The sequence below is a fragment of the Kitasatospora sp. NPDC034035 genome (assembly GCF_055575755.1).
On record NZ_JBVISA010000027.1, the window covers coordinates 51,601 to 72,999 of the forward strand.

The 21,399-nt window shown below is 73.6% G+C and carries 16 protein-coding genes; 10 read left to right on the forward strand and 6 right to left on the reverse strand.

What is annotated here, in order from left to right; all coding sequences use genetic code 11:
- Positions 1 to 67: 67 nt before the first annotated feature.
- Positions 68 to 901, forward strand: coding sequence for a class I SAM-dependent methyltransferase (locus ACZ52J_RS31105; RefSeq protein WP_465623487.1), 834 nt, complete (start codon positions 68 to 70; stop codon positions 899 to 901).
- Here the strand turns inward: ACZ52J_RS31105 and ACZ52J_RS31110 are convergent.
- Together ACZ52J_RS31110 and ACZ52J_RS31115 are read right to left on the reverse strand one after the other, a co-directional pair.
- Positions 829 to 2,475: an MFS transporter gene (locus ACZ52J_RS31110; RefSeq protein ID WP_465623489.1), complete on the reverse strand. Its 1,647-nt coding sequence runs from the start codon at positions 2,473 to 2,475 to the stop codon at positions 829 to 831. The genes ACZ52J_RS31105 and ACZ52J_RS31110 overlap by 73 nt on opposite strands.
- Before the next feature lie 63 nt (positions 2,476 to 2,538).
- Positions 2,539 to 3,531 carry an NADPH:quinone reductase gene (locus ACZ52J_RS31115; RefSeq protein ID WP_465623491.1) on the reverse strand — a complete coding sequence of 331 codons (993 nt, stop codon included), beginning with the start codon at positions 3,529 to 3,531 and terminating at the stop codon, positions 2,539 to 2,541.
- 146 nt (positions 3,532 to 3,677) lie between these two features.
- Here ACZ52J_RS31115 and ACZ52J_RS31120 point away from each other — a divergent pair, with 146 nt between their 5' ends.
- From ACZ52J_RS31120 to ACZ52J_RS31140, 5 genes are read left to right on the forward strand one after another with little or no spacing between them, the layout of a single operon-like run.
- Positions 3,678 to 4,220: an SRPBCC family protein gene (locus ACZ52J_RS31120; RefSeq protein ID WP_465623493.1), complete on the forward strand. Its 543-nt coding sequence runs from the start codon at positions 3,678 to 3,680 to the stop codon at positions 4,218 to 4,220.
- Between the two features lie 19 nt (positions 4,221 to 4,239).
- Positions 4,240 to 5,808 (forward strand): class I adenylate-forming enzyme family protein, encoded by a 1,569-nt coding sequence (locus tag ACZ52J_RS31125; protein ID WP_465623494.1) that lies wholly within the window; start codon positions 4,240 to 4,242, stop codon positions 5,806 to 5,808.
- A 2-nt stretch (positions 5,809 to 5,810) separates the two neighbouring features.
- Positions 5,811 to 7,025, forward strand: a complete 1,215-nt coding sequence (locus ACZ52J_RS31130; protein WP_465623496.1) for an FAD-dependent monooxygenase — start codon at positions 5,811 to 5,813, stop codon at positions 7,023 to 7,025.
- Positions 7,022 to 9,001, forward strand: coding sequence for an FAD/NAD(P)-binding protein (locus tag ACZ52J_RS31135; RefSeq protein ID WP_465623497.1), 1,980 nt, complete (start codon positions 7,022 to 7,024; stop codon positions 8,999 to 9,001). Before ACZ52J_RS31130 ends, ACZ52J_RS31135 begins: the two co-directional genes overlap by 4 nt.
- Entirely contained in the window at positions 8,998 to 10,443 is a 1,446-nt protein-coding gene (locus tag ACZ52J_RS31140) for a nitrosuccinate lyase (protein WP_465623498.1), read from the forward strand. Before ACZ52J_RS31135 ends, ACZ52J_RS31140 begins: the two co-directional genes overlap by 4 nt.
- Before the next feature lie 52 nt (positions 10,444 to 10,495).
- On the opposite strand, the gene ACZ52J_RS31145 is transcribed toward ACZ52J_RS31140, so the two are convergent.
- The 4 genes from ACZ52J_RS31145 to ACZ52J_RS31160 form a co-directional block, all read right to left on the reverse strand.
- The gene (locus ACZ52J_RS31145) at positions 10,496 to 12,412 is read right to left on the reverse strand and encodes an anthranilate synthase family protein (RefSeq protein ID WP_465623563.1); all 1,917 of its coding nucleotides are present in this window, start codon (positions 12,410 to 12,412) and stop codon (positions 10,496 to 10,498) included.
- Between the two features lie 92 nt (positions 12,413 to 12,504).
- Positions 12,505 to 13,128, reverse strand: a complete 624-nt coding sequence (locus ACZ52J_RS31150) for an isochorismatase family protein (RefSeq protein ID WP_465623500.1) — start codon at positions 13,126 to 13,128, stop codon at positions 12,505 to 12,507.
- A gap of 27 nt (positions 13,129 to 13,155) precedes the next feature.
- On the reverse strand, positions 13,156 to 13,926 hold the full coding sequence (locus ACZ52J_RS31155) for a 2,3-dihydro-2,3-dihydroxybenzoate dehydrogenase (RefSeq protein WP_465623502.1): 771 nt from the start codon (positions 13,924 to 13,926) through the stop codon (positions 13,156 to 13,158).
- 82 nt (positions 13,927 to 14,008) lie between these two features.
- Entirely contained in the window at positions 14,009 to 15,211 is a 1,203-nt protein-coding gene (locus ACZ52J_RS31160; RefSeq protein ID WP_465623503.1) for a 3-deoxy-7-phosphoheptulonate synthase, read from the reverse strand.
- Between the two features lie 527 nt (positions 15,212 to 15,738).
- On the opposite strand from ACZ52J_RS31160, the gene ACZ52J_RS31165 reads away from it, so the two are divergent.
- The 4 genes from ACZ52J_RS31165 (at position 15,739) to ACZ52J_RS31180 (ending at position 21,341) form a co-directional block, all read left to right on the forward strand.
- Positions 15,739 to 17,715 (forward strand): IS701 family transposase, encoded by a 1,977-nt coding sequence (locus tag ACZ52J_RS31165; RefSeq protein WP_465623504.1) that lies wholly within the window; start codon positions 15,739 to 15,741, stop codon positions 17,713 to 17,715.
- A gap of 157 nt (positions 17,716 to 17,872) precedes the next feature.
- Complete coding sequence (locus ACZ52J_RS31170) at positions 17,873 to 19,030, forward strand: NAD(P)/FAD-dependent oxidoreductase (RefSeq protein WP_465623506.1); 1,158 nt, start codon at positions 17,873 to 17,875, stop codon at positions 19,028 to 19,030.
- Between the two features lie 237 nt (positions 19,031 to 19,267).
- Positions 19,268 to 20,230, forward strand: a complete 963-nt coding sequence (locus ACZ52J_RS31175; RefSeq protein WP_465623507.1) for a cucumopine synthase-related protein — start codon at positions 19,268 to 19,270, stop codon at positions 20,228 to 20,230.
- A complete protein-coding gene (locus tag ACZ52J_RS31180) occupies positions 20,223 to 21,341 on the forward strand; it encodes an NAD(P)/FAD-dependent oxidoreductase (protein WP_465623508.1) in 1,119 nt (372 codons plus the stop codon). The genes ACZ52J_RS31175 and ACZ52J_RS31180 overlap by 8 nt, the downstream gene beginning before the upstream one ends.
- The last annotated feature ends 58 nt before the right edge of the window (positions 21,342 to 21,399 follow it).

Here is a 21,399-nt window from a genome sequence, read left to right on the forward strand (position 1 = left end):
GCAACGGCGCGGGCACCGAGCATGACCTACCGTGATCGGAGATCCACGGACCGAGAGCGAGTACGTCATGCCTGCCCAGCGAACCGTCGCGCCCGAGTCGACCGCCTTGCGAGTGGCCCTGTGGCGGGCCATGCACGTCCAGGTCGACGCGCCCCCGCACGTCCTCGACGACGAGATCGGCCTGGAACTCGTCGCGCCGGGTGAGAACTGGCGCCGCCGGCCCGACATGGGCAGGAACGCCACCGGCGGATTCCGCGCGGGCGTCGTCGCCCGGGCGCGGTTCGTGGAGGACCTGGTCGCCGAGCGGTTCGCCGCCGGCGTCCGGCAGTACGTGATCCTCGGCGCCGGCCTGGACACCTTCGCCCAGCGGCGCCCGGAACTCGCCGCCGAGATGCGGGTGTTCGAGATCGACCAGGACGGCCCGCAGGCGTGGAAGCGGCAGCGGCTGAACGAGCTCGGCTACGGGGTGCCCGACTGGCTGCGCCTGGTCCCGGTCGACTTCGAGGCGGACGAGGACTGGTGGCAGCGCCTGGTCGAGGCCGGCTTCGACCCGGACCGGCCGGCAGTGCTGGCCAGCACCGGGGTCAGCATGTACCTCACCAAGGACGCGGTCGCGGACACCCTGACCAAGGCGGCGAAGACGGCCCCGGGCTCCGCCTTCGCGATGACCTTCCTGCTGCCGCCCGAGACCGTCGCCGCCGCGGGCGAGCAGCCGCACTATCCGATCCGGTTCCGCAGCTTCTTCACCGCCGAAGAGATGCTCCGGCTGGCGCGCGAGTGCGGGCTCCACGAGGTGCGGCACGTCTCGACGGCGGACCTGACCGAGCGCTACTTCGCCGGGCGCCCGGACGGGCTCCGGCCGGACGTCGGCGAGTCCTTCCTGCTCGGGTCCGTCGTCTGACGCGGGTCCGTCGTCTGACTCGGGTCTGGCGTCTGACCCACGTCTGGCGTCCGACCCGGGACCGGCGGCCGGGGGGCGACGAAGTCCCGGCTGCGGATCAGCGCGGTGGCCAGCACGCCACCCACCAGCGCCAGCAGGCCGGCGACGAGCAGCACGGCGTCGAGGGAGTCGGCGAATCCGGCCCGGATCGCGTCGGCCAGCGCGTCGCGGGCCTCCGTCGGCGCGAGCGCCACCGCCCGGTCGGTGACTCCCCGGTGCACCGCACCGGCGATCTGCTCGACCTGGCCGCTCAGCGCCGGGATGTCGGCCAGCCGGTGCCGGAGCGTCGCGTGCAGCGAGGCCGCGAAGATCGTGCCGTAGCAGGCGACCCCGACCGCGATGCCGATCTGCCGGAAGGTCTGGTTGGCGCCCGAGGCCATCCCGGACCGGTGCGGCGGCACGACACCCACCGCCGTCGAGGCGAGCGGTGGATTGACCAGGCCGGCGCCGAGGCCGGAGACGACGAGCCCGGCGACGAGGTGGGTCCACTCCGACCCGGCGGTCAGGCCCCGCATCAGCAGCAGGCCGGCGCCCACCAGGCCGAGGCCCGGGCCGATCAGCCACCGCACCGGCACCCGACTGGTCAGCCGGCCCGCGGCGAAGGCGGCGACGAAGGTGAAGGCGGAGCCGGTCAGCAGTCGGACGCCGGTGACCAGCGGGCTGCCGCCGAGGCCGTTCTGGAGATAGAGGACGAGGTAGACGAAGACCGCGTACAGCGAGGCGTTCATGGCGAAGGCCGCCACCGAGCCGCCGACGAAGGTCGGGATGCGCAGCAGCGACGGGTCGAACATCGGCTCCGGCACCCGCCGTTCGACCAGCGCGAACGCCACCAGGCAGAGCGCCGCCAGGCCGAGCCAGAGGGGCACGCCGCGCTGCCCCCAGCCGGCTTCGCTCGCCGTGATCAGCCCGTACACCAGGCCGAACAGCCCGGTGGTCAGGGTCACCACGCCCGGCCAGTCGATCCGGCGGTCCCCCGTGGTGCGGGACTCGTCCACCCGGCGCACCGTGATGACCAGCGCGGCGATGCCGACCGGCACGTTCACCAGGAAGATCCCGCGCCAGCCGACGCCACCGGTGAGCACGCCGCCGAGGACCGGGCCCAGACCGGTCGCGACGCCCGCGACCGCGCCCCAGACACCGAACGCCACGCCACGCTGCCTGCCCTGGAAGGAACCGGCGAGCAGGGCGAGCGAGGTGGCCGACAGGATCGCGCCGCCGCTCCCCTGCACCGCGCGGAACAGGACCAGCGTCGACGCGTTCGGCGCGAGGCCGCAGAGCAGCGAGCCGCCGGTGAAGACCACCAGGCCGACGACGAACACCCGCCGCCTTCCGTACCTGTCGGCGAGGAAACCGGCGGTGAGCAGCAGCGCGGCCAGTGTGAGGGCGTAGGCATCCGTCATCCACTGCAGGCCGGCGAAGCTCGCGCCGAGCGCGTGCTGGATGTCCGGCAGGGCGACGACGACCACGTTGACGTCGATCAGCAGCATGAACATCGACGCGCACACCACCAGTAGCGTCCACCATCGGCGTTCCATCGGGCGGGGCCTCCTCGATTCGCAGTAGCTTCGCCGCGCCCTACGCAGCGGTTTACGCAGTGGCTAGCGCCCGGCCGCTCCGGCGATGTCCAGGATCAGCCGCCTGCCGTGCAGTTCACCGGCCTCCATGCGCCGGTGGGCCTCGGCGGCGGCGGGCAGGGGCAGGGTCTCCGTCCTCCGGGCCCTCAGCCGCCCGGTGGGGAGCAGGCGGTTGAGGGCGTCGGCGGCGTCGGCCAGTTCGGCCGTCGTGGCACGGGAGATGACGAAGCCCCGGATCGAGCCGTCCTTCATGTAGAGCGCCCCCGCCGGGAGGACGGGGTGCGTGCGCGCGCCGGCGAGCAGCACGATCCGGCCCCGGGGTGCGAGGAGTTCGACCGCGGTGCCGAGGTCGTTCCGGCCCGAGGTGTCCAGGTGCACGTCGATCCCTTGCGGGCAGAGCGAGTTCAGGTGCTCGGTCAGGCGGGGATCGGCGTAGTCGAGCGCCTCGGCTGCACCGATGCCGTGGCAGTACGCCAGGTCGCGGCGGGCGGCGGTGGCGATCACCCGGGCGCCCGCCTCGGCGGCCAGCACGACGAGCGCGCTGCCGACGTTGCCGGCGGCACCGGCGACGAGGACGGTCTCCCCCGGCCGGAGGGCGCCGTGCCGGAACAGCGCGAGCCAGGCGGTGGCCCCGGGGTGCACCACGGCGAGGGCCGTGGTCGGCGCCACTCCCTCCGGCAGGTGGTAGAGCCGGTCCGCCGCCACAACCGCCCGTTCCGCCGCGGCCCCCGGCCGGCCGTCGTGGCCCAGGCTGTTGCACCACACCCGGTCGCCCGGGGCGAAGCCGGACACGTCGGCGCCCGTCTCGGCGACCACGCCGACCACGTCCCGGCCGATCACGAACGGGAAGCTCAGCGCGGTCCGGTACTGCCCGGACCGCACGAAGGTGTCCACCGGGTTGACCGTCGAGGCGAGGACGTTGACCAGCACCTCGTTCGATCGGGGCCGTGGGGCCGGGAGTTCGCCGTGCCGAATCTCTTCGGGTGACCCGAGTCGGTCTACATAGGCAGCCAGCACCCTGCCGATTCTGGCACCGGTGGACCGCGCGCGGGAACGTGCGGAGAAACGACCTGAGGCTTCGTCAACTCACACAAGACGTGCCGACTTGACGCACCCGCGACCTCTTCTTTGACTGCCGGCGCCACCCGCACGAGATTCGATCCATGACCTCAACCGATTTCCAGCTCACGCCCTTGTTCGATGTCCGGGCGCGGATCCGGATCGCCGCGTCGCCGGCCGAGGTGTACGCGGTGGTCAGCGATCTGCCGCGGAGCGCCGAGTGGAGCCCGGAGTGCACGGGCGGTACGTGGGTGGCCGGCCGCCCGGGGACGGTGGGCGCCGTCTTCCGCGGCGAGAACCTGCGCGCCCCGGACGTCGTCGCGTGGGCGCCCGTCGTCCGCGGCGTGTGGCGCACCGAGTCGCAGGTGGTCGCCGCCGAGCCCGGGCGGCTCTTCCGCTGGGCCATGCGGGACAGCGCCGGGAACCCGCAGGACAGCGTCTGGTCGTACGAGATCGCGCCGGACGGCGACGGCTGCGTCCTGGTGCACGGCCTGCGCATGGGCACCGCGACCGAGGGGATCCGGGGGATCACCGCGGAGATGGACGAGGCCACCAGGAGGAGGTTCCTCGCCGACTGGACCGAGAAGCTGGCCGGGGACCTCCAGGCCACGCTGGGCCGCGTCAGGGCGATCGTCGAGAAGGCGTGACCGGGAGGAAGGGCGGAACATGCTGCTGCAACGGGTGGGAAATCGCGGAATCCGGCTGGGCACGCTCTTCGACCGGGCGGCGGCCCGGCATCCGGCCAACGTCGTGGTCCTCGACCACGATCTGGACCTGGCACCCGAGCCGGGCCGCCGGCTGACCGTCGGGGAGATCGCGGACCTGGTCGACGACTTCGCGTCCCGGCTGTGGGCGGCCGGGGTCCGTCCGGGGGACCGGGTGGTCGTCTACAAGACGAACAACTTCGACATCACCCTGCTGGCGTGCATGGCCGTGCGGATCGGCGCGGTGCCGGTGCTGCTGTCGCCGAAGCTCGACGGCGCGACCGTGGCCGAGCTGGTGCGCCGGGTGGACCGGCCCTACCTCATCACGGACCAGGCCAAGTTGGACGGCGAACTGCCCGCCGCGGTCTTCGACCACGCGCGCCGGGTGCTGCTCGCCGCGGGCGACCACCCCGACGCCCGACGGCTGCAGGACCTGGCCGGTTCACCGCGGGTCGCGCCGGTCGCCGTGTCCGCCCACCATCCGACGCTGATCACGCACACGTCCGGCACCACCGGCATCCCGAAGCTGGCCGTCCACACCGGCTGGACGCTGCAGGCCCGCTACCGGCCGCAGGCCGCGGCGGCCGCGCTGGTCCGCAAGCGGCGCCCGGTGGCGATGCACGTGTCCTTCGTGCACTCCCGGCTCTTCACCGCGATGGCCATCGCGCTGCTGCGCGGTTTCCCGCTCGTCATGCTGGCCGACGACGACCCGCGACGGACCGCCGACCTGTTCGCCCGGCTGCGCCCGGGTGTGGTCGAGGCCCACCCCAACACGTTCATGCGGTGGGAGGAGCTGGTGGACGACCCGCGACGGCCGCTGGCCCAGGTGAAGTACTTCAGCAGCACCTTCGACGCCATCCACCCCCGGACCGTGCGGCGGATGCTGGGGGCCTCCCGGCACCAGGTGCCGATCTTCGCCCAGCTCTACGGCCAGAGCGAGGCCGGACCGGTGGTCGGGCGGATCTTCACCCGGTGGCGCGGCGAGGACGCCGACGGCCGCTGCGTCGGCCACGCGTTCCCCGGCATGACGGCGGTCCGGGTGGTCAGCCAGGACGGCCGGCCGGTGTCCGAGGCGTCCCCCGGATTCATCGAGATCCGCTCCAACGGCCGGGTCCTGACGTACCTGGGCGAAGCCGAGCGGTACGCCCGGCAGGAGCACGACGCGTGGTGGCGCATGGGCGACGTGGGCTACCGCACCCGGTGGGGCTGCCTGCACCTGCTCGACCGCGAGGTCGACGTCATCCCCGGCTTCGGCAGCACCCTGACCGCCGAGGACACCCTCTTCTCCGCGCTGGACGAGCTGGCGGAGGTCATCATCGTGCCCGGCCCGGACGGCAGGCCGGTGCCGGTGGTGTGCACCCGGGACAACAAGCCGCTCGACCAGGCGGCGTGGGAGCGTGCCACGGCCGGCCTGCCCCCGATGGCGGCGCCGGTCCAGTGGCGCCAGGCGGACCTGCCGCAGACCGCCACCACCAAGATCAAGCGGCTGGAGCTGGCGAAAGCCCTGAGCAACGGGAACCGGGGCCGATAGCGATGGCGAAGGTAGTCGTCGCCGGCGGCGGCATCGGTGGGCTGGCCGCCGCCTTGGGCATCGCGCGGCGGGGCCACGACGTGGTGGTCCTCGAACGCGGCGCGCACTTCGCCGAACTCGGCGCCGGGCTCCAGCTGGCGCCGAACGGGATGCACGCCCTGGCCCGCCTCGGGCTGGGTGCCGACGTCCGGTCCCACGCGGTGCACGTCGACGAGCTGCGGTTCATGGACGGTGTCACCGGTGAGCACGTCACCAGCGTGCCGCTCACCGAGGGCTACCGGCGGCGGTTCGGCAACCCGTACGTGGTCGTGCACCGCCGCGAACTCCACGGGCTGCTGCTCGCGGCCTGCCTCGACACGGCGCGGATCGAGCTGTGCCCGAGCCGGCCGGTCGCCGGGTACGAGCAGGACGGCACCCGTGCGACGGCCGTCCTCGACAACGGCGAGCGGATCACCGGTGACGCACTGATCGGGGCGGACGGCATCCACTCCGCGGTCCGTCGGCAGCTGGTCGGCGACGGACCGCCCCGCATCTCCGGCATCACCGTCTACCGCGCGATCATCCCGATGGAGCGGGTGCCGGAGCCGCTGCGGTGGAACGCCGTGACGTGGTGGGCCGGTCCCGGGTGCCACTTCGTGCACTACCCGATCGCCGGGGGCGAGTACCTCAACCTGGCCGCCAGTCACGACGGCGGCGCCACCCGGGCGCTCGCCGGCGTCCCGGTCGAACAGCGCGTCGTCCGCGACCTGTTCGGCGGGCTCGACACGACGCCGCGCCGGCTCCTCGACCTCGGTGAGCAGTGGAGGTCCTGGGTGCTGGTCGACCGGGCCCCGGTCGACGACTGGACCGACGGCCCGGTCGCCCTGCTCGGCGACGCGGCCCATCCGATGCTGCACTACGCGGCCCAAGGGGCCTGCCAGGCCCTGGAGGACGCGGTGGTTCTGGGCGACCTGCTGGACGGCGGCGGAACGGACGTCGCCGGGTGCTTCGCGGAGTACAACCGGCTGCGGCGCGACCGCACCGCCGCGGTCCAACGGATCTCCCGCGCGAGCATCGCGCTGTGGCACCCCGCCGGTGCGGACGCCTCGGCCAGGAACGCGGCGCTGTCCGGGATGTCGCCCACCGACCTGCACGACCACCTCGCGTGGATGCACGGCGCACGGGACTTCACCACCGGCGCCCCGGCCGCCCTCCCCCACCGGGAGGCGGCCCGATGACCGACCGGCACCTGCAGGTGTGCATCATCGGGGCCGGTCCCCGCGGGCTGTCGGTCCTGGAGCGGCTGTGCGCCAACGCCCGGCACGATCCGACGGCCCCCGCCGTCACCGTGCACGTCGTCGACCCGCAGGCCCCCGGCGCCGGCGCCGTCTGGCGGACCGGGCAGTCCCGCCACCTGCTGGCCAACACCGTGGCCTCGCAGATCACCGTCTACACGGACGCCAGCATGCGCATCGCCGGGCCGATCGAGCCCGGCCCCAGCCTGCACGCCTGGGCGCGGAACGTGGCGCTGCTCGGCTCCCCCGCCGACTACGACGAGGACGTCCTCGCCGAGGCACGGACCCTGGGCCCCGACTCCTACCCCACCCGGGCGCTGTACGGGCACTACCTCCGGGACGCCTTCCGGCGGGTGGTCTCCTTCGCCCCCGAGCGGGTGCGCGTCCGGGTGCACCGGTCGCTCGCCGTGGCCATGGCCGACACCCACGGCCTGCCCGACGGCGCGCAGGGCGTCCGGCTGGAGAACCGGACCCGGCTCGACGACCTGGACGCCGTGGTGCTGGCCCAGGGCCACCTCCCGGCCCGGCTGACCCCCCGGGAGGAGCGCGCGGCCGGCCTGGCCCGCATCCACCACCTCGGCTACCTGCCGCCCGGCAACCCCGCGGAGACCGACCTGAGCGCGGTCACGCCGGGCCGCCCGGTGCTGCTGCGCGGCCTCGGGCTGAACTTCTTCGACTACATGGCCCTGCTGACCGTCGGCCGCGGCGGCTCCTTCGTCCGCGACGGCGACCGGCTGCGCTACCGGCCCGGCGGGGACGAGCCCCTGCTCTACGCCTTCTCCCGCCGCGGAGTCCCGCACCACGCACGCGGGGAGAACGAGAAGGGCGCCTCCGGCCGCCACCGGCCCCGACTGCTGACACCCGGGTTCCTCGACGGGCTGCGCCGCCGCGCCCGCGCGGGCAGCCGGGTCCGCTTCGGCGCCGACCTGTGGCCGCTGATCGCCCGGGAGGTCGAAGCGGTCTACTACGGCGCCCTGCTGGCGTCCCGGGGGCGGCAGGCCGAACGGGAGGCCTTCTCGGAGCAGTACGTGGCGCTGCCGGACCCGGCGGACCGGGCCCGGCTGCTGGAACGCCACGGCATCGCCCCCGCGGACCGGTGGGACTGGGCACGGATCGCCCGGCCCTGCGCCGGTACGGAGTTCGGCGGGCGGGCGGAGTTCCGGAGCTGGCTGCTGGCGTACCTGGCGCGGGACGTGCGGGAGGCGAAGGCGGGCAACGTCAGCGGGCCGCTGAAGGCCGCCCTGGACGTGCTCCGCGACCTGCGCAACGAGATCCGGCTCGCGGTGGACCACGGCGGCCTGGACGGCGACTCGCACCGGGACGAGCTCGACGGGTGGTACACCCCGCTCAACGCCTTCCTCTCCATCGGCCCGCCGGTGTCGCGCGTCGAGGAGATGATCGCCCTGATCGAGGCGGGCGTCCTCACCCTCACCGGGCCCGGCACCCAGGTGCGCTTCGACACCGCCTCCCCGGGCTTCGTCGCCAACTCGCCCCTAGCGCCGGGACCCGCGGTGCGGTCCGGGGTCCTCATCGAGGCCCGGCTGCCCGAGCCGGACCTGCGCCGCACCGCGGATCCGCTCCTGCTCCACCTGCTCCGCACCGAGCAGTGCACCACCTACCGCATCCCGAACGCCCGGGGCGGCGCCCACGAGACCGGCGGACTCGCCGTCACCGAACGCCCCTACCGGCTGCTCGACGCGCACGGGCAGGCCCACCCGCGCCGCTTCGCCTACGGCGTCCCCACCGAGGCGGTGCACTGGGTCACCGCGGCCGGCATCCGCCCCGGGGTCGACTCGGTGACCCTCGCCGACGCCGACGCCATCGCCCGCGCCCTGCTCGCCGTGCCACCGGTGGACCGCCAACCGGTCGCGGCCGACCCGGCGAGCGATCCGACCGAACTGACGGGAGTTCCGATATGACGATGCCGCCGCCCCCCGCCGACGCCCGAGCCGCTACCGGTGCCGATGCCGATGCCGGCCTGCTCTCCCCCGTACGGGCCGGCACCCCCGTCGAGGCCGCCGTCGCCGACCGGGCGTGGCTGCAGGCCATGCTCGACGCCGAGGCGGCACTGGCCCGGGCCCAGGCCCGGCTGGGCACCGTACCCGGACCGGCGGCCGCCGCGATCACCGCCGCGGCCCGGGCCGACCGCCTCGACCTGCGCCGAATCGCCGTACAGGCGCGGGAAACGGCCAATCCGGTGGTGGCACTGGTGACGGCGTTCACCGCGCTCGTCGCCGCCGACGACCCCTCCGCCGCCGAGTACGTGCACCGGGGCTCCACCAGCCAGGACATCTTCGACACCGCCGCCATGCTGGTCGCCGACCGGGCGCTGCGCCTGCTCCGGCAGGACCTCGGCCGGACGGCGCGGGCGCTGGCCCGCCTCGCCGGCCGGCACCGTGACACGGTGATGGCCGGCCGGACCCTGGCCCTGCACGCGGTGCCCACCACCTTCGGGCTGAAGGCCGCGGGCTGGCGGAGCCTGGTGCTCGACGCCGCCGACCGGGTCGACCGGGTGCTGCGGGACGGTCTGCCGGTGGCGCTCGGCGGGGCGGCCGGCACCCTCGCCGGCTACCTCGCCCACGCCGACGCCTACGCCGGCGCGCACGCCGACGCGGGGGGCGCCGCCGACCCCGGCGGGTACGCCGACGCCCTCGCCGACGCGTTCGCCGCCGAGACCGGGCTCGCCCGGCCGCGACTGCCCTGGCACGCGCTGCGCACCCCGATCGCCGACCTCGCCGCCGCGCTCTCCTTCACCGCCGGCGCCCTGGGCAAGATCGCGCTCGACGTCCAGACCCTGGCCCGCACCGAGATCGCGGAGCTGACCGAACCGGGCGCGCCCGGACGCGGCGGATCCTCCGCCATGCCGCACAAGCGCAATCCGGTGCTCGCCACCCTGATCCGGAGCGCGGCGCTCCAGGTACCGGTGCTGTCGGCCGGGCTGACGCAGTGCCTCTGCGTCGAGGACGAGCGGTCGGCCGGCGGCTGGCACGCGGAGTGGCAACTGCTGCGCGAGTGCCTGCGGCTGACCGGCGGATCGGCGCACACCGCGGTGGAGCTGGCCGAAGGGCTGCAGGTGCGGGCGGACCGGATGCGCGACAATCTCGCCCTCACCGGGGGCCGGATCGTCTCGGAACGGATCGCCGCCGTGCTGGGCGCCACCCTCGGCCCGGCCGCCGCACGGCACCTGCTGACCGAGGCCGCCGCGGCCGCCGAACGGTCCGGCCGCCCGCTGTCCGCGGTGCTCGCCGAGGCCCCGGAACTCGACGGCCGGCTGCCCGTCGGCGAGTTGGAGCGCCTGTGCGACCCGGCCCACTACACCGGCGCCGCCGGGCCGTTGGTCGATCGGGCGCTGAAGGAGTGACGCTGACGACGGAAGGGGCCCGCCTCGGTCGGCGGGCCCCCTTCCGTCGTCCTCACTGTCCCAGGGCCTCACCGAGCCGGTCGGCGATGACGCGGACGCCGTCGACGGTGAGCACCGACTCCGCGTGGAACTGCACCGAGGCGAACCCGGGCCCGCGGAGCGCGTGCACCTCCCCCGTCGCCGGATCGCGGCTGATCTCCACCGCGCCGATCCCCGGGCACTCGGTCTTGTCGTCGTCGCTGCGGGCGGCGAAGGAGTTGTAGAAACCGACCCGCTCGGGGCGGCCGAACAGGTCGATGTCCTGCTGGAGGCCCTGGTTCGGCACCCCCTTGCGGATCACCTCCAGCCCGAGCCGGGCGCTGAGCACCTGGTGGCTGAGGCACACCGCGAGGAACGGCCGCCGTTCCGCGAGCAGCCGGTCGACCGCCGCGTGCAGATGGGCGATCTTGGGCTGCCCGACGTCCAGCGGGTCGCCCGGTCCCGGGCCCGTCACGACCAGGTCGTATCCGTCGAAGGTGTACCGCTCGTCGAACCGACGGACCGTCACTTCCAGGCCCAGTGACCTGAGTTGGTGGGACAGCATGACGGTGAAGGTGTCCTCGGCGTCGACCACCAGCACCCGGCGGCCGTCCAGCCCGGACCGGGGGCCGTACAGCCCGGACCGGGGGCCGTTGCGCCGGTCCGCGTCGGTCAGCCAGAAGTCGGCGATGCCGGTGTTGCGGCGGGCCAGTGCGGCCCGGACACGCGGGTCGTCGGCGAAGCGCGCGGGCCGGTCGGCCCGGACGGGCGGCCCGTCTGTGCGGGACGCGGGCCGGTCGGCCCGCAACGCGGCGAGCAGCCCCGCGGCCTTGGCCCGCGTCTCGGCGACCTCCGACGCGGGGTCGGAGTGGCGCACCAGGGTCGCCCCGACCCCGAGCCGGAGCCGGCCGCCCCGGTCGATGTCGGCGGTGCGGATCAGGATGGCGGAGTCCAGCGTGCGGCCGCCGCCGCCGTCGCGGCCGATGAGCGCGACGGCCCCGCTGTAGTAGCCGCGGCCCGCGGGCTCGTACCGGCGGATGATCCGGCAGGCGTTCTCCAGCGGGCTCCCGGTCACGGTGGGGGCGAACAGGGTCTGCCGGAGGATCTCGCGCGGGTCGCGGGTGCTGCGCCCCTCGATGAAGTACTCGGTGTGCGCCAGCCGGGCCATCTCCCTGAGGTACGGGCCGACGACGCGGCCCCCGCCCTCGCAGATCCCGGCCATCATCTTGAGTTCCTCGTCGAGGACCATGTAGAGCTCGTCGGTCTCCTTGCGGTCGCCGAGGAAGGCCAGCACGTCCGGGAGGGCCGGGCCGCTCGGCGGGTACCGGTAGGTGCCGCTGACCGGGTTCATCACGGCGGTGCCGCCGTGCACGCTGATGTGCCGCTCCGGGGTGGCGCCGACGAACGTCCGGTCGCCGGTGTGCACGATGAACGTCCAGTACGCGCCGGTCTCCTGCTGGAGCAGTCGGCGGAACAGCGACAGGCCGTGCCCGGGCGAGTAGTGCGTGATCTCCGCGACGTAGGAGCGCTTGAGGACGAAGTTGCCGCCCTCGCCCCGGCCGATCTCCTCGGTGACGACCGTGCGCACCAGGTCGGCGTAGTCGTCGTCGGAGATGTCGAAGTGCTCACCGGAGAGTCGGATCGGCAGGTCGGGCAGCTGTGCCAGCGCCTCGTGGCAGGGCACCTCGGCCTGGGCCGTGACGGTCATCGCCAGCAGCGGCTCGCCGTCGTCGGTACAGGCGAAGCCGCGCTCGGCGAGCTGCCGGAACGGCACCAGCACCAGCACGTCGTGGCCCGCGCCGTCGGCCCGTTCGGGCAGCGGGATGTCGGCCAGGGCGGCCACCGCGGACACCTCGCCGACGAGGACGTCCAGCACCTCGCCGCCGGTCCGCTCCGGGCGGTGGATCAGCGCGAACGCCGGTGGCCGCGGCGACCGGACCAGCTCGAGCAGGTCCGGCGCCGCGGGCGTCGTGGGCGCGGGGGGCGTCGTGGGCGCGGGGGGCGCGGGGGGCGTCGTGGGCGCGGGGGGCGTCGTGGGCGCGGTCACGCGCAGAACGCCTTGACCGTGGTGACCACCGCGCAGCGCCGGGCGGCGTAGTCGAGGGTCAGCCGGTGGTGGTCCGCGGAGAAGTCCGCGATCGCGTCGGCGACGAGGAACGTCTGGAGGTCGTTGGTGAACGCCTCGACGGCGGTCATCAGCACCCCGACGTGCCCGTACACGCCGCAGATGACGAGCTGGTCGCGGCCGTGCCGCACCATCCGCTCGCGCAGGTCCGACCGGAAGAAGGCGCTGTAGCGCCACTTGGTGAACAGCCAGTCGTCCGGGGCCGGCGCCAGTTCGTCGACGATCCGGCGGTCGGCGGGGTCGACCTGCATGCCCGGTCCCCAGAAGTCCCTGAGCAGTCCGCGGTCCTCGGCGGTCATCCCGCCCGGCTGGGCGGTGTAGGCGACCGGGATGCCGAGGCTCACGCAGCGCTCGCGGAGCTGCGCCGTGTTGCCCACCAGTTCACCGCGGAGGGTGTCCGGGAACGGGCGGACGAAGTAGCGCTGCATGTCGTGGATGAGCAGCACCGCCCGGTCCGGGTCGGCTTCCCACCCGGCGACGTTCTCGGGCAGGTCGCCCGCGGCCGGCATCGGGTAGGGCTCGATGGGGGGTATCCCTGCCATGGCCTTCTCCTTCACGCCCAAGGTTCCTCACACGCCCAAGGTGGCGCCGCCGTCGACGGTCAGGTCGTGCATGGTGATGTGCCCGGCGTGTTCGGAGAGCAGGAAGACCACGGCGTCCGCGATGTCCGCCGGCCGGGCCAGCTTGCCCAGCGGGATGCCCACCTTGTAGGCCTCGGGCCGGCCGTCGATCGTCGCCTGCGGGCCGGTCTCGTCGTGCCACATGGACCGGAGCATCGCGGTGTCGGTGGAGCCGGGGGCGACGACGTTGCAGCGGATGCCGTGGCGGGCGACCTCCAGGGCCAGGCACTTGGTGAACATCGTCGCCGCGGCCTTCGACGCGGCGTAGGCGGCCATGTCCATGCGGGGCGTGCCGGCCGCGTTGGACGCCACGGTGACGATCGCGCCGCGACGGCGGGGCACCATGCGGTCGACCACCGCGCGTGACACGTGCATCACGCCCGTGGTGTTGACGGCGAAGGTCGCGGCCCAGTCCTCGTCGGTCAGTCGGAGCACCGGGCTGAGGTGCAGCACGCCGGCGGCGTTGACCAGGTGGTCCACCGGTCCCAGCGTGCTCTCCACGCCGTCCACCAGTTCCGCCACCTCGGCGGCGCGGGTGACGTCGGCGGGGAACGCCGCCACGGACAGGCCGTCGGCGACCATCTTCCCCGTCACCTCGTGGAGTCGTCCGGCGTCCCGGTCGACCGCGGCCACTCGCGTGCCGCGCCGGGCCAGGGCACGGACCACGGCCGCGCCGATCCCGCCCGCTGCCCCGGTGACCAGGGCGACTGTGTCCTCCATCGTTCAGACCTCCATTGCAGGGTGTGCACGGGGAAGTTCCGGTTCGGGCCCGCCGGTTGCCTGCCGTCGAGCCGGTCGGCGCTCACGTCCGCCAGGCCGAGACCACCTCGACGGCCTGGTCCGGGTTGAGGCGCGGATCGCAGAGGCTGGTGTACTTGTCCCCGACGTGCGGGACGTCCGCCGGGGTCCGGGCGCATTCCGTGACGTCGTCCGGGGTGGTCTCCAGGTGCAGACCGCCCGCGACGCCGCCGCCGTCGCCGACCGCGTCCTGGAAGCGGGTCACCTCCTGCACGATCCGGGGCAGGAGCCGGGTCTTGAACCCGTCCGGGGTGGCGAAGGTGTTGCCGTGCATCGGGTCGCACAGCCAGATCACCGGGTGCCCGGCGGCCCGTACGGCCGCGGCGAGGGCGGGCAGCCGGCCGCCGATCCCGTCCGCGCCCATCCGGGTGATCAGGGTGAGCCGGCCCGGCTCCCGGCGCGGGTCGAGCCGTTCGCACAGGGCCAGCAGCTCACCGGTCGTCATCGTGGGGCCGACCTTGCAGGCCACCGGGTTGACGACCTGGGCGAGCAGCGTGACATGGGCCCCGTCGACCTGCCGGGTGCGCTCGCCGATCCACGGCCAGTGGGTGGACGACAGCCAGGCCCGGCCCGACGCCGAGCGGCGCACCAGCGGCACCTCGTAGTCGAGCAGCAGGGCCTCGTGGCTGGTCCACATCTCCGGCGCGGGGCGCCGGTGCGCGCCCCGGTCGGCCCAGCCCAGGTACCGCAGGACGGCGTCGGCGAGCCGGTAGCCGGAGATCATCCGGGTCGGATCGGGGCGCCGGCGCTCCGGGGCGGGCTCCGGGCTGTTCACCATGTGCCCGCGATAGGCGGGCAGTTCGAGGTCACCGATCCGTTCGGTCGGCGCGGAGCGGGGCTTGGCGAACTGGCCGGCCAGCCGGCCGACCCGGAGCACCGGGCGGCCGGTGCCCTCCTCCATCCGGCCGGCGAGGAGGTCCAGCAGCTCCGACTTGCGGGCGACGTCGCCCGGGGTGCAGTCGGCGGGATCCTCCGCGCAGTCGCCCGCCTGCACCACCCGGGCCGCACCGGTGGCGACCTCGGCGAGCCGGGTGCGCAGCGCGAGCACCTCCTCGGCTTCGAGCAGCCCCGGGAGGGCGGCCAGTTGGCCGCGGACCCGGCGGGCCAGTTCCGCGTCCGGCCACGGGGGCTGCTGTGCCGCCGGACCCAGCTCCAGGTCGCACGCGGCGGTGACCGAGGCGTCCTCGGGTGGTGTACGAGTGAGCACGGTGATCTCCCGAAGCGGCGGGTACACACGGTCTGGTGGGAATCGGCGGCTGACTGCGCCTCAGTCTCAGGTCTCGTGCGCGGCGGGGCCAATGCCCGTCGGGGCACTGTGTCAGGTGAGGTGCTTCCACATCAGGTCGGCCGCGGGCCGGTGTCCCGGGGCGGCGGCCGACCGCGGCCGCGCATTTCCGCGGTTTCCGCGCCGCCCGTCCGACTGGGTCATTCGGGCACCCGTCCGACTGGGTATTTCCGGTAACCCGTCCGACTGGGGAGAAGAATACGGAGCGCCCTTGCCGCGGCGATCGACTCGCACACTTGTTGTCCTTCGAGTGCTTGTATAGCCTGGGGCCGAGATCTGCCAATTCAGCATGAGCCGGGGATCCGTCGGGGGAATCTCCCGAATCGAGTACCGCGTGGCGTACTTCCTGCGCGCGCCAGGTGTGCGGCGCGTCGGCCGGCCATCCCACCCTTTCGCTTTCTCCAGGTACACCCATACCCCACACGGACTCACTGGATGAGGGGGCACCAATGCGCTGGGAACAAGCTGCGGCCGCTCAGGTCGACAGCGTGGCCGAGGTCCTTTCGACACCGGAGTCGCCGGCGGTTCTGCCGGCCTGCACGATTCCCATTCGTATTCTGCGACACGGGGAAAATATCAGAACGCACGGGGAGAACCAGGAATACATCACCACGCTCGCCCGGTCACCGGTCAAATTCCCGCCCATCTTCGTCCACCGCACGACGATGCGGATCCTGGACGGAATGCACCGGCTGAAGGCCGCGGAACTGCGCGGTGACCAGTCGATCGAGGTGGTCTTCTTCGACGGGGACGAGGAGGAGGCTTTCGTCGCCGCGGTGTCGTCCAACGCCCGGCACGGCATGCCCCTCTCCTTCGACGACCGCACCGCGGCGGCCACCCGCATCCTCAACTCGCGCCGGCACTGGCCGGACCGGGCGATCGCCTCGGTGACCGGGCTCGATCCGCGGACGGTGCGCGCGCTCCGCGGCCGCCTGGAGGTCCCCGACTCCCCGCCGACCAACCTGGTCCGGCTGGACCGCACCCGCCCGGCGGCGGCGCCGCGGTACGCCGAGTTCCCCGGGACGCCGCCGGCACCGAAGCCCAGCACGCCGGTCCACCAGGTGGCGGCGGAATTCGAACTGGAACCGTGCACCGTCGTCGACGTGCTCAACCGGTTGCGCCGGAGCCTGCGGGAGGTGCCCGAGGCGCCGTGCGACACCGGGGCGCCGGGCCCGAACGGCGCCGGGGCACCGGGCCCGTCCGCGGCACTGCCCGCCCCGGCGGTGCCGGCCCCGCGCGCCCCGGACGACCCGACCCCCCTGCTGGGGCTCACCGGCTCGTCCGACCCGACGGAGCTCGTCCTCGACCGGGTCTGCGCCGAGCTGTTCGCCACGTTCACCCGGCGTGACCAGCGGTTGAGGGCCCGTCAGTACCTGCGGGGGCTCCTGGGCACGCCCGGCCGCAAGACCATCCGCAACATCGCGGCCTTCGTCGACGGCCCGGGGATCGATCAGCGGCTGCACCACTTCATCAGCGACTCCACCTGGGACTGGGAGCCCGTCCGCACCGCGCTCACCCGGTACGTGGCACGGACGATGGAGCCCGAGGCGTGGGTGATCCGCCCGGTGCTGATCCCCAAGGTGGGCCGGCAGTCCGTGGCGGTGAGCCGGCGGTTCGACCCGATCCGGGGAAAGGCCGTCAACGGGCAGCGGGCGGTCGGCGTCCTCGCGGTCTCCGAGACGGCGAGCACCCCGGTCAGCTGGCGCCTTCAGGTGCCCGAGGACTGGGTCGAGGACGCGCACCGGCGCCGGCGGGCGGGGATGCCCGACGACATCGGCGCGGAGTCCCTCGGCGAGTGCACGGCCCGCGCCCTGCTGCAGGTCCTGGCCCGCACCGGGGGCCCCGACCGGCCGGTGGTGCTTGACGGGCGCGCCATGGAACGCGCCCAGCTCCTGCGGCCGCTGCACGCCGCCGAGGTGCCCCTGTTCGTACGGATCTCGGCGACCCTGCCGTTGCAGATCAAGGACCCGGCGCTGACCGGGCGCCGCCCGCACGGGCCGCTCACCGCGCGCCGGATCGTCGAGGCGGCCAGGTTCCGCCGCCGGCCGGTCGACGGCCCCGATCCCGCGGTCGAGAAGGGCCACCTGATCACCACCGTCGATGTCCGGTGGCCCGCCGACGTCGAGCGGCCCCATCCGGGGGCGGAGGCGCCGCTGCGGCTGATCGCGGTCAGCCCGGTGGGGGAGAACGTGTGCGAAGAGCTGTGGCTGACGACGCTGACGACGGTGTCGGCCGCCACCGTGCTGAAACTGGCCCGGCTCGTGCGCCGGGTGGACCGGGACCTGGAATCCGTCTCCCGGAACGCCGGAATCTGGGATTTCAGCGGCCGGTCCTTTCCGGGCTGGCACCGGCACGTCACGCTCGCGTCCGTCGCCCATCTCGTGCGGCTGCTCGCCCGAACCGATTACCGCACAGACCTCGGGTGACACCGCCGCTCCGGCACACCCTTGAAGCGCGCATTCCGACACCGCGCATTCCGACACCGTGAATTCCCGCACCGTGAATTCCGGCATCGTGAATTCCGGCATCGTGAATTCCCGCACCGCACGTTCCGACACCGGAAATCCTCAGACGGGGGAGCACATGCCTGGCCGGCCACACACCACGGACCTGCTCGTCATCGGCGGCGGAGTGACCGCGCTGTCGATCGCGTACCACTGCGCACGGGCGGACATCGACGTCGTCCTGCTCGGCCCGGACGCCGCAAAGACCGCGCCGGCTCCCCGCCCGGTGCGCACCTACCAGCCGGGGAAGGTCCACAACTCCGAGCTGACGGTGCGCAGCCTCGCGGACTACCGGGCGTTCGCCCCGGCCGGGGGCGCCGACCTGGTGCTCTCGGACGTCGGCTGGCTGGTGGTGGCGTCCGACCGGCAGGAGGCCGCCGCGCTGGAGCGCGAGGCGGCGGCCCAGCGCGCCGTCGGCGTGGAACTGGAACCTTTGACCCCGGACCAGGCCCGCGCGCGCAATCCCTGGCTGGACCCGGCCGGCACCGAGTCCGCCATCTGGTGCCCGCAGTCCTACCTCCTCGACGTGGACACGGTGATGCGGGGCTACGCCGCCGGCGCGCGGGAACACGGCGCCCGGCTGCTGACCGGCCATAGGGTGACCGGGCTGGACGCGGGGAGCGGCCGCGTCACCACCGACCGCGGGGAGTTCGCCGCGGAGGCCGTCGTCCTCGCGGCCGAGGCCGGCAGCGGCGAACTCGCGGCCTCGGCCGGCCTGGAACTCCCGCTGTGGGCGCAGACCGCCGAGCTGTTCGGCACCGACCCGGTCCTCGCCGACGGCGAGCTCGACGTCCCCTTCACCGTGCACCCGGCGTCCGGGCTGAAGACACTGGGCGCCGGCCGGTCCTTCCTGGTCGGTCTGGAGCGCGTCTCCCGGCAGGAGGGCATGCGGCAGGTGTGGCTCCGGGAGGCCGCCGAGGAGCTGGCCAGGCGGTACCCGAAGCTCGGGGGCGTCGGGCTGCACAGCGTGTGGACCGGGACGGTGGACGTCACCCCGGCCAGGACGCCCTGCATCGGCAGGGCGGGCGGCGCGCACCAGCGGATCCTGGTCGCGGCCGGGTACACCGGCCAGGACCTCGGCCAGGCACCCGCCACCGGCCGGATGATCCGCGACCTCCACCTCGGCCGCTCCCCCGGTGTCGACCTCACGCCGTTCGCGCCCACGCCGTCCGGACCCGGGCTTTGTCAGGTCGGCCCCGAAATACCGACAAAGCCGCCGCGGAACCCGGGAGACTGACAAACGCGATTGACAAACACAACCGACAAACACGACTGACAAACCCGACTGACAAACACCGGGTTTACCGCCGAGATATCGACGTGACAAAGTCGAAAGCTTTTCGGGAGGTGCGGCGGATTTCCCTACCCGGAGATTCCGGTCGCTGATAGCGTCCCAACGCCACTATCCGACGGCCCGCGAACCTGTTGAACGCATGCGGGCATTGGAGGAACCGAGGAGAACGGAGTAGGAACAATGCGCCAGTTTGAGATCGCCTGGCCGTCGATCGACGCCAGGGTTCGCATCACCCTCGACGAAGGCCGCAACGCGCAACTCGTCGAGCCGCTCTGGGCCGCGCTGCCGTACCAGACCTTGCAAGGACACGCGCTCGTGGCCGGCGACTGCATCTACCACGTTCCGCCGGCGCACGACCTCCTGCACGCCGTGCCGGACCACAAGGTCGACCGCAAGATCCAGCCCAGCGGCACCGTCTTCTGTTCCGCGGTGCAGCACCTCACCATCAAGTACGGCGAGCTGACCGAGCCGATGCCCGCCGCGCCGATCGGTTCCGTCGTCCCGGAGGACCTCGACGCGCTGCCGAAGATCGGCCAGCTGGTCTGGGACTCGGTGCACGGCAACGGCGCCCCGATCCTCGCGCAGGTGCGGCGGGTGGACGGCGAGTCCGGCCACGGGGTGCGGCGCGTGCCGGCGGAGTCCGTCCGGGCACGCGACCTGATCGAGCGGATCGCCGCGGAGACCGAGCGGGTCCTGATCGATCCGCCCGACGAACTGGTCGCCGCGCACGAGGGCCGCTTCGACACCGGTGCCGGGACCAAGGGCTCGGTCCTGACCACGCTGGTCTGCATCAACGGCGAGACCCGGCCGCTGGGTTACGTCTCCCACACCGGCCTGGTGCGGGCGGCCCGGCTGACCGACGCACCGCTGTCCGCCCTGGTCGAGATGGCCCGGATCCTCATCGTCAAGCCCACCGAATTCCTCGGCTACTGCGGGCTGAACACACTGTGGGACCTCACTCAGGAGGTGGTCTCCGTCATCGAGGAGAAGACCACCTCCAAGGAGGACTTCATCGCGCTGCTCTCCCACCTGGCCACCTACACCAACGCCCTCGGCTCCTGGAACCTGCAGCTGTTCCCGTGGGAACTGGGGGGCGACACCTGGACGTTCCGTCCGACCACCGCGAGGAGTGCACATGCCTGACGGGAAGAGCTCCGCCGAACTGCTGATCATCGGCGGCGGCGTGATCGGCGTGTCCATCGCCTACCACTGCGCCAAGGCCGGCATCGACGTGCTCCTGCTGGAGAGGGACCGCTTCGGCGAGGCCACCACGTCGCAGACCGCGCGGGCGTTCCGCACCTACTTCCCGAAGAAGCCGTACGACTCCGAGCTGGCGGTCCGGAGCATGGCCGAGTTCAACGCGTTCGCGACGACGACGAACACCGACCTCGGGCTGAAGCACCTCGGGCTGCTCACGGTGCTGACCAGCCCCGAGCAGGCGGCCGAGATCGAGGCGCTGCTGCCGGCCCACCGCGAGGTGGGCGCCGACGTCCAGTTGCTCACCCCCGCTCAGGCCGTCGAGTACAACCCCTGGCTGCACGCCGGCACCTTCGAGGCGGCGGTCTGGTCCCCGGAGTGCTACCGCGTCAAGCCGGAAGCGATCGTCAAGGGGTACGCGGACGCGGCGACGAAGCTCGGCGCCCGCCTGCTGAGCGGCACCGAGGTGACCGGCATCGACGCCCGCAGCGGCCAGGTGACCACCACCGCGGGGGAGTTCACCGCGGACGCGATCGTCATCGCGGCCGGGCCGTGGGGTGGCGACGTCGCCAAGCTCGCCGGTATGGAGCTGCCGGTGTGGGGCCAGTTCGCCGAGCTGCTGTACACCGACCCGATCTCCGACACCGACACCGACACGCCCTTCACCTTCCACCCCGTCTCCGGCCTGAAGACGATGGGCCGGGGCAAGGGCTTCCTGGTCGGCCTGGAGCGCATCTCCAAGCAGGAGGGCATGCGCGACATCTGGTTCGACGCGGCCGTCGAGGAGCTGCCGAAGTGGTACCCGAAGGCCGCGGGCGCCAAGCTGCACAGCGCCTGGACCGGGACCCTGGACGTCACCCCGACCAAGTCGGCGCTGATCGGCCGGGGCGAGGGCGCGCACGAGCGGATCCTGTTCGCGGCCGGCTTCACCGGTCACGGCCTGGCCCACGCGCCGACCGCCGGCCGGATCATCCGCGACCTGCACCGCGGCGTCACGCCGGAGGTCGACCTCACTCCCTTCTCCCTCGCCACCAACCTGGCGCACAAGCCGGCCTGAGTACGTTCCCGCGGCGGGGCGGCGGCACGGCCGCCCCCGCCCCCAGCCGCGGGACGGC

Bases quoted from the DNA above. Each gene is read 5' to 3' on its own strand.
- ACZ52J_RS31105 (WP_465623487.1), top strand. From the start codon at position 68: ATGCCTGCCCAGCGAACCGTCGCGCCCGAGTCGACCGCCTTGCGAGTG.
- ACZ52J_RS31110 (WP_465623489.1), bottom strand. From the start codon at position 2,475: ATGGAACGCCGATGGTGGACGCTACTGGTGGTGTGCGCGTCGATGTTC.
- ACZ52J_RS31120 (WP_465623493.1), top strand. From the start codon at position 3,678: ATGACCTCAACCGATTTCCAGCTCACGCCCTTGTTCGATGTCCGGGCG.
- ACZ52J_RS31125 (WP_465623494.1), top strand. From the start codon at position 4,240: ATGCTGCTGCAACGGGTGGGAAATCGCGGAATCCGGCTGGGCACGCTC.
- ACZ52J_RS31130 (WP_465623496.1), top strand. From the start codon at position 5,811: ATGGCGAAGGTAGTCGTCGCCGGCGGCGGCATCGGTGGGCTGGCCGCC.
- ACZ52J_RS31135 (WP_465623497.1), top strand. From the start codon at position 7,022: ATGACCGACCGGCACCTGCAGGTGTGCATCATCGGGGCCGGTCCCCGC.
- ACZ52J_RS31140 (WP_465623498.1), top strand. From the start codon at position 8,998: ATGACGATGCCGCCGCCCCCCGCCGACGCCCGAGCCGCTACCGGTGCC.
- ACZ52J_RS31150 (WP_465623500.1), bottom strand. From the start codon at position 13,128: ATGGCAGGGATACCCCCCATCGAGCCCTACCCGATGCCGGCCGCGGGC.
- ACZ52J_RS31155 (WP_465623502.1), bottom strand. From the start codon at position 13,926: ATGGAGGACACAGTCGCCCTGGTCACCGGGGCAGCGGGCGGGATCGGC.
- ACZ52J_RS31165 (WP_465623504.1), top strand. From the start codon at position 15,739: ATGCGCTGGGAACAAGCTGCGGCCGCTCAGGTCGACAGCGTGGCCGAG.
- ACZ52J_RS31170 (WP_465623506.1), top strand. From the start codon at position 17,873: ATGCCTGGCCGGCCACACACCACGGACCTGCTCGTCATCGGCGGCGGA.
- ACZ52J_RS31175 (WP_465623507.1), top strand. From the start codon at position 19,268: ATGCGCCAGTTTGAGATCGCCTGGCCGTCGATCGACGCCAGGGTTCGC.
- ACZ52J_RS31180 (WP_465623508.1), top strand. From the start codon at position 20,223: ATGCCTGACGGGAAGAGCTCCGCCGAACTGCTGATCATCGGCGGCGGC.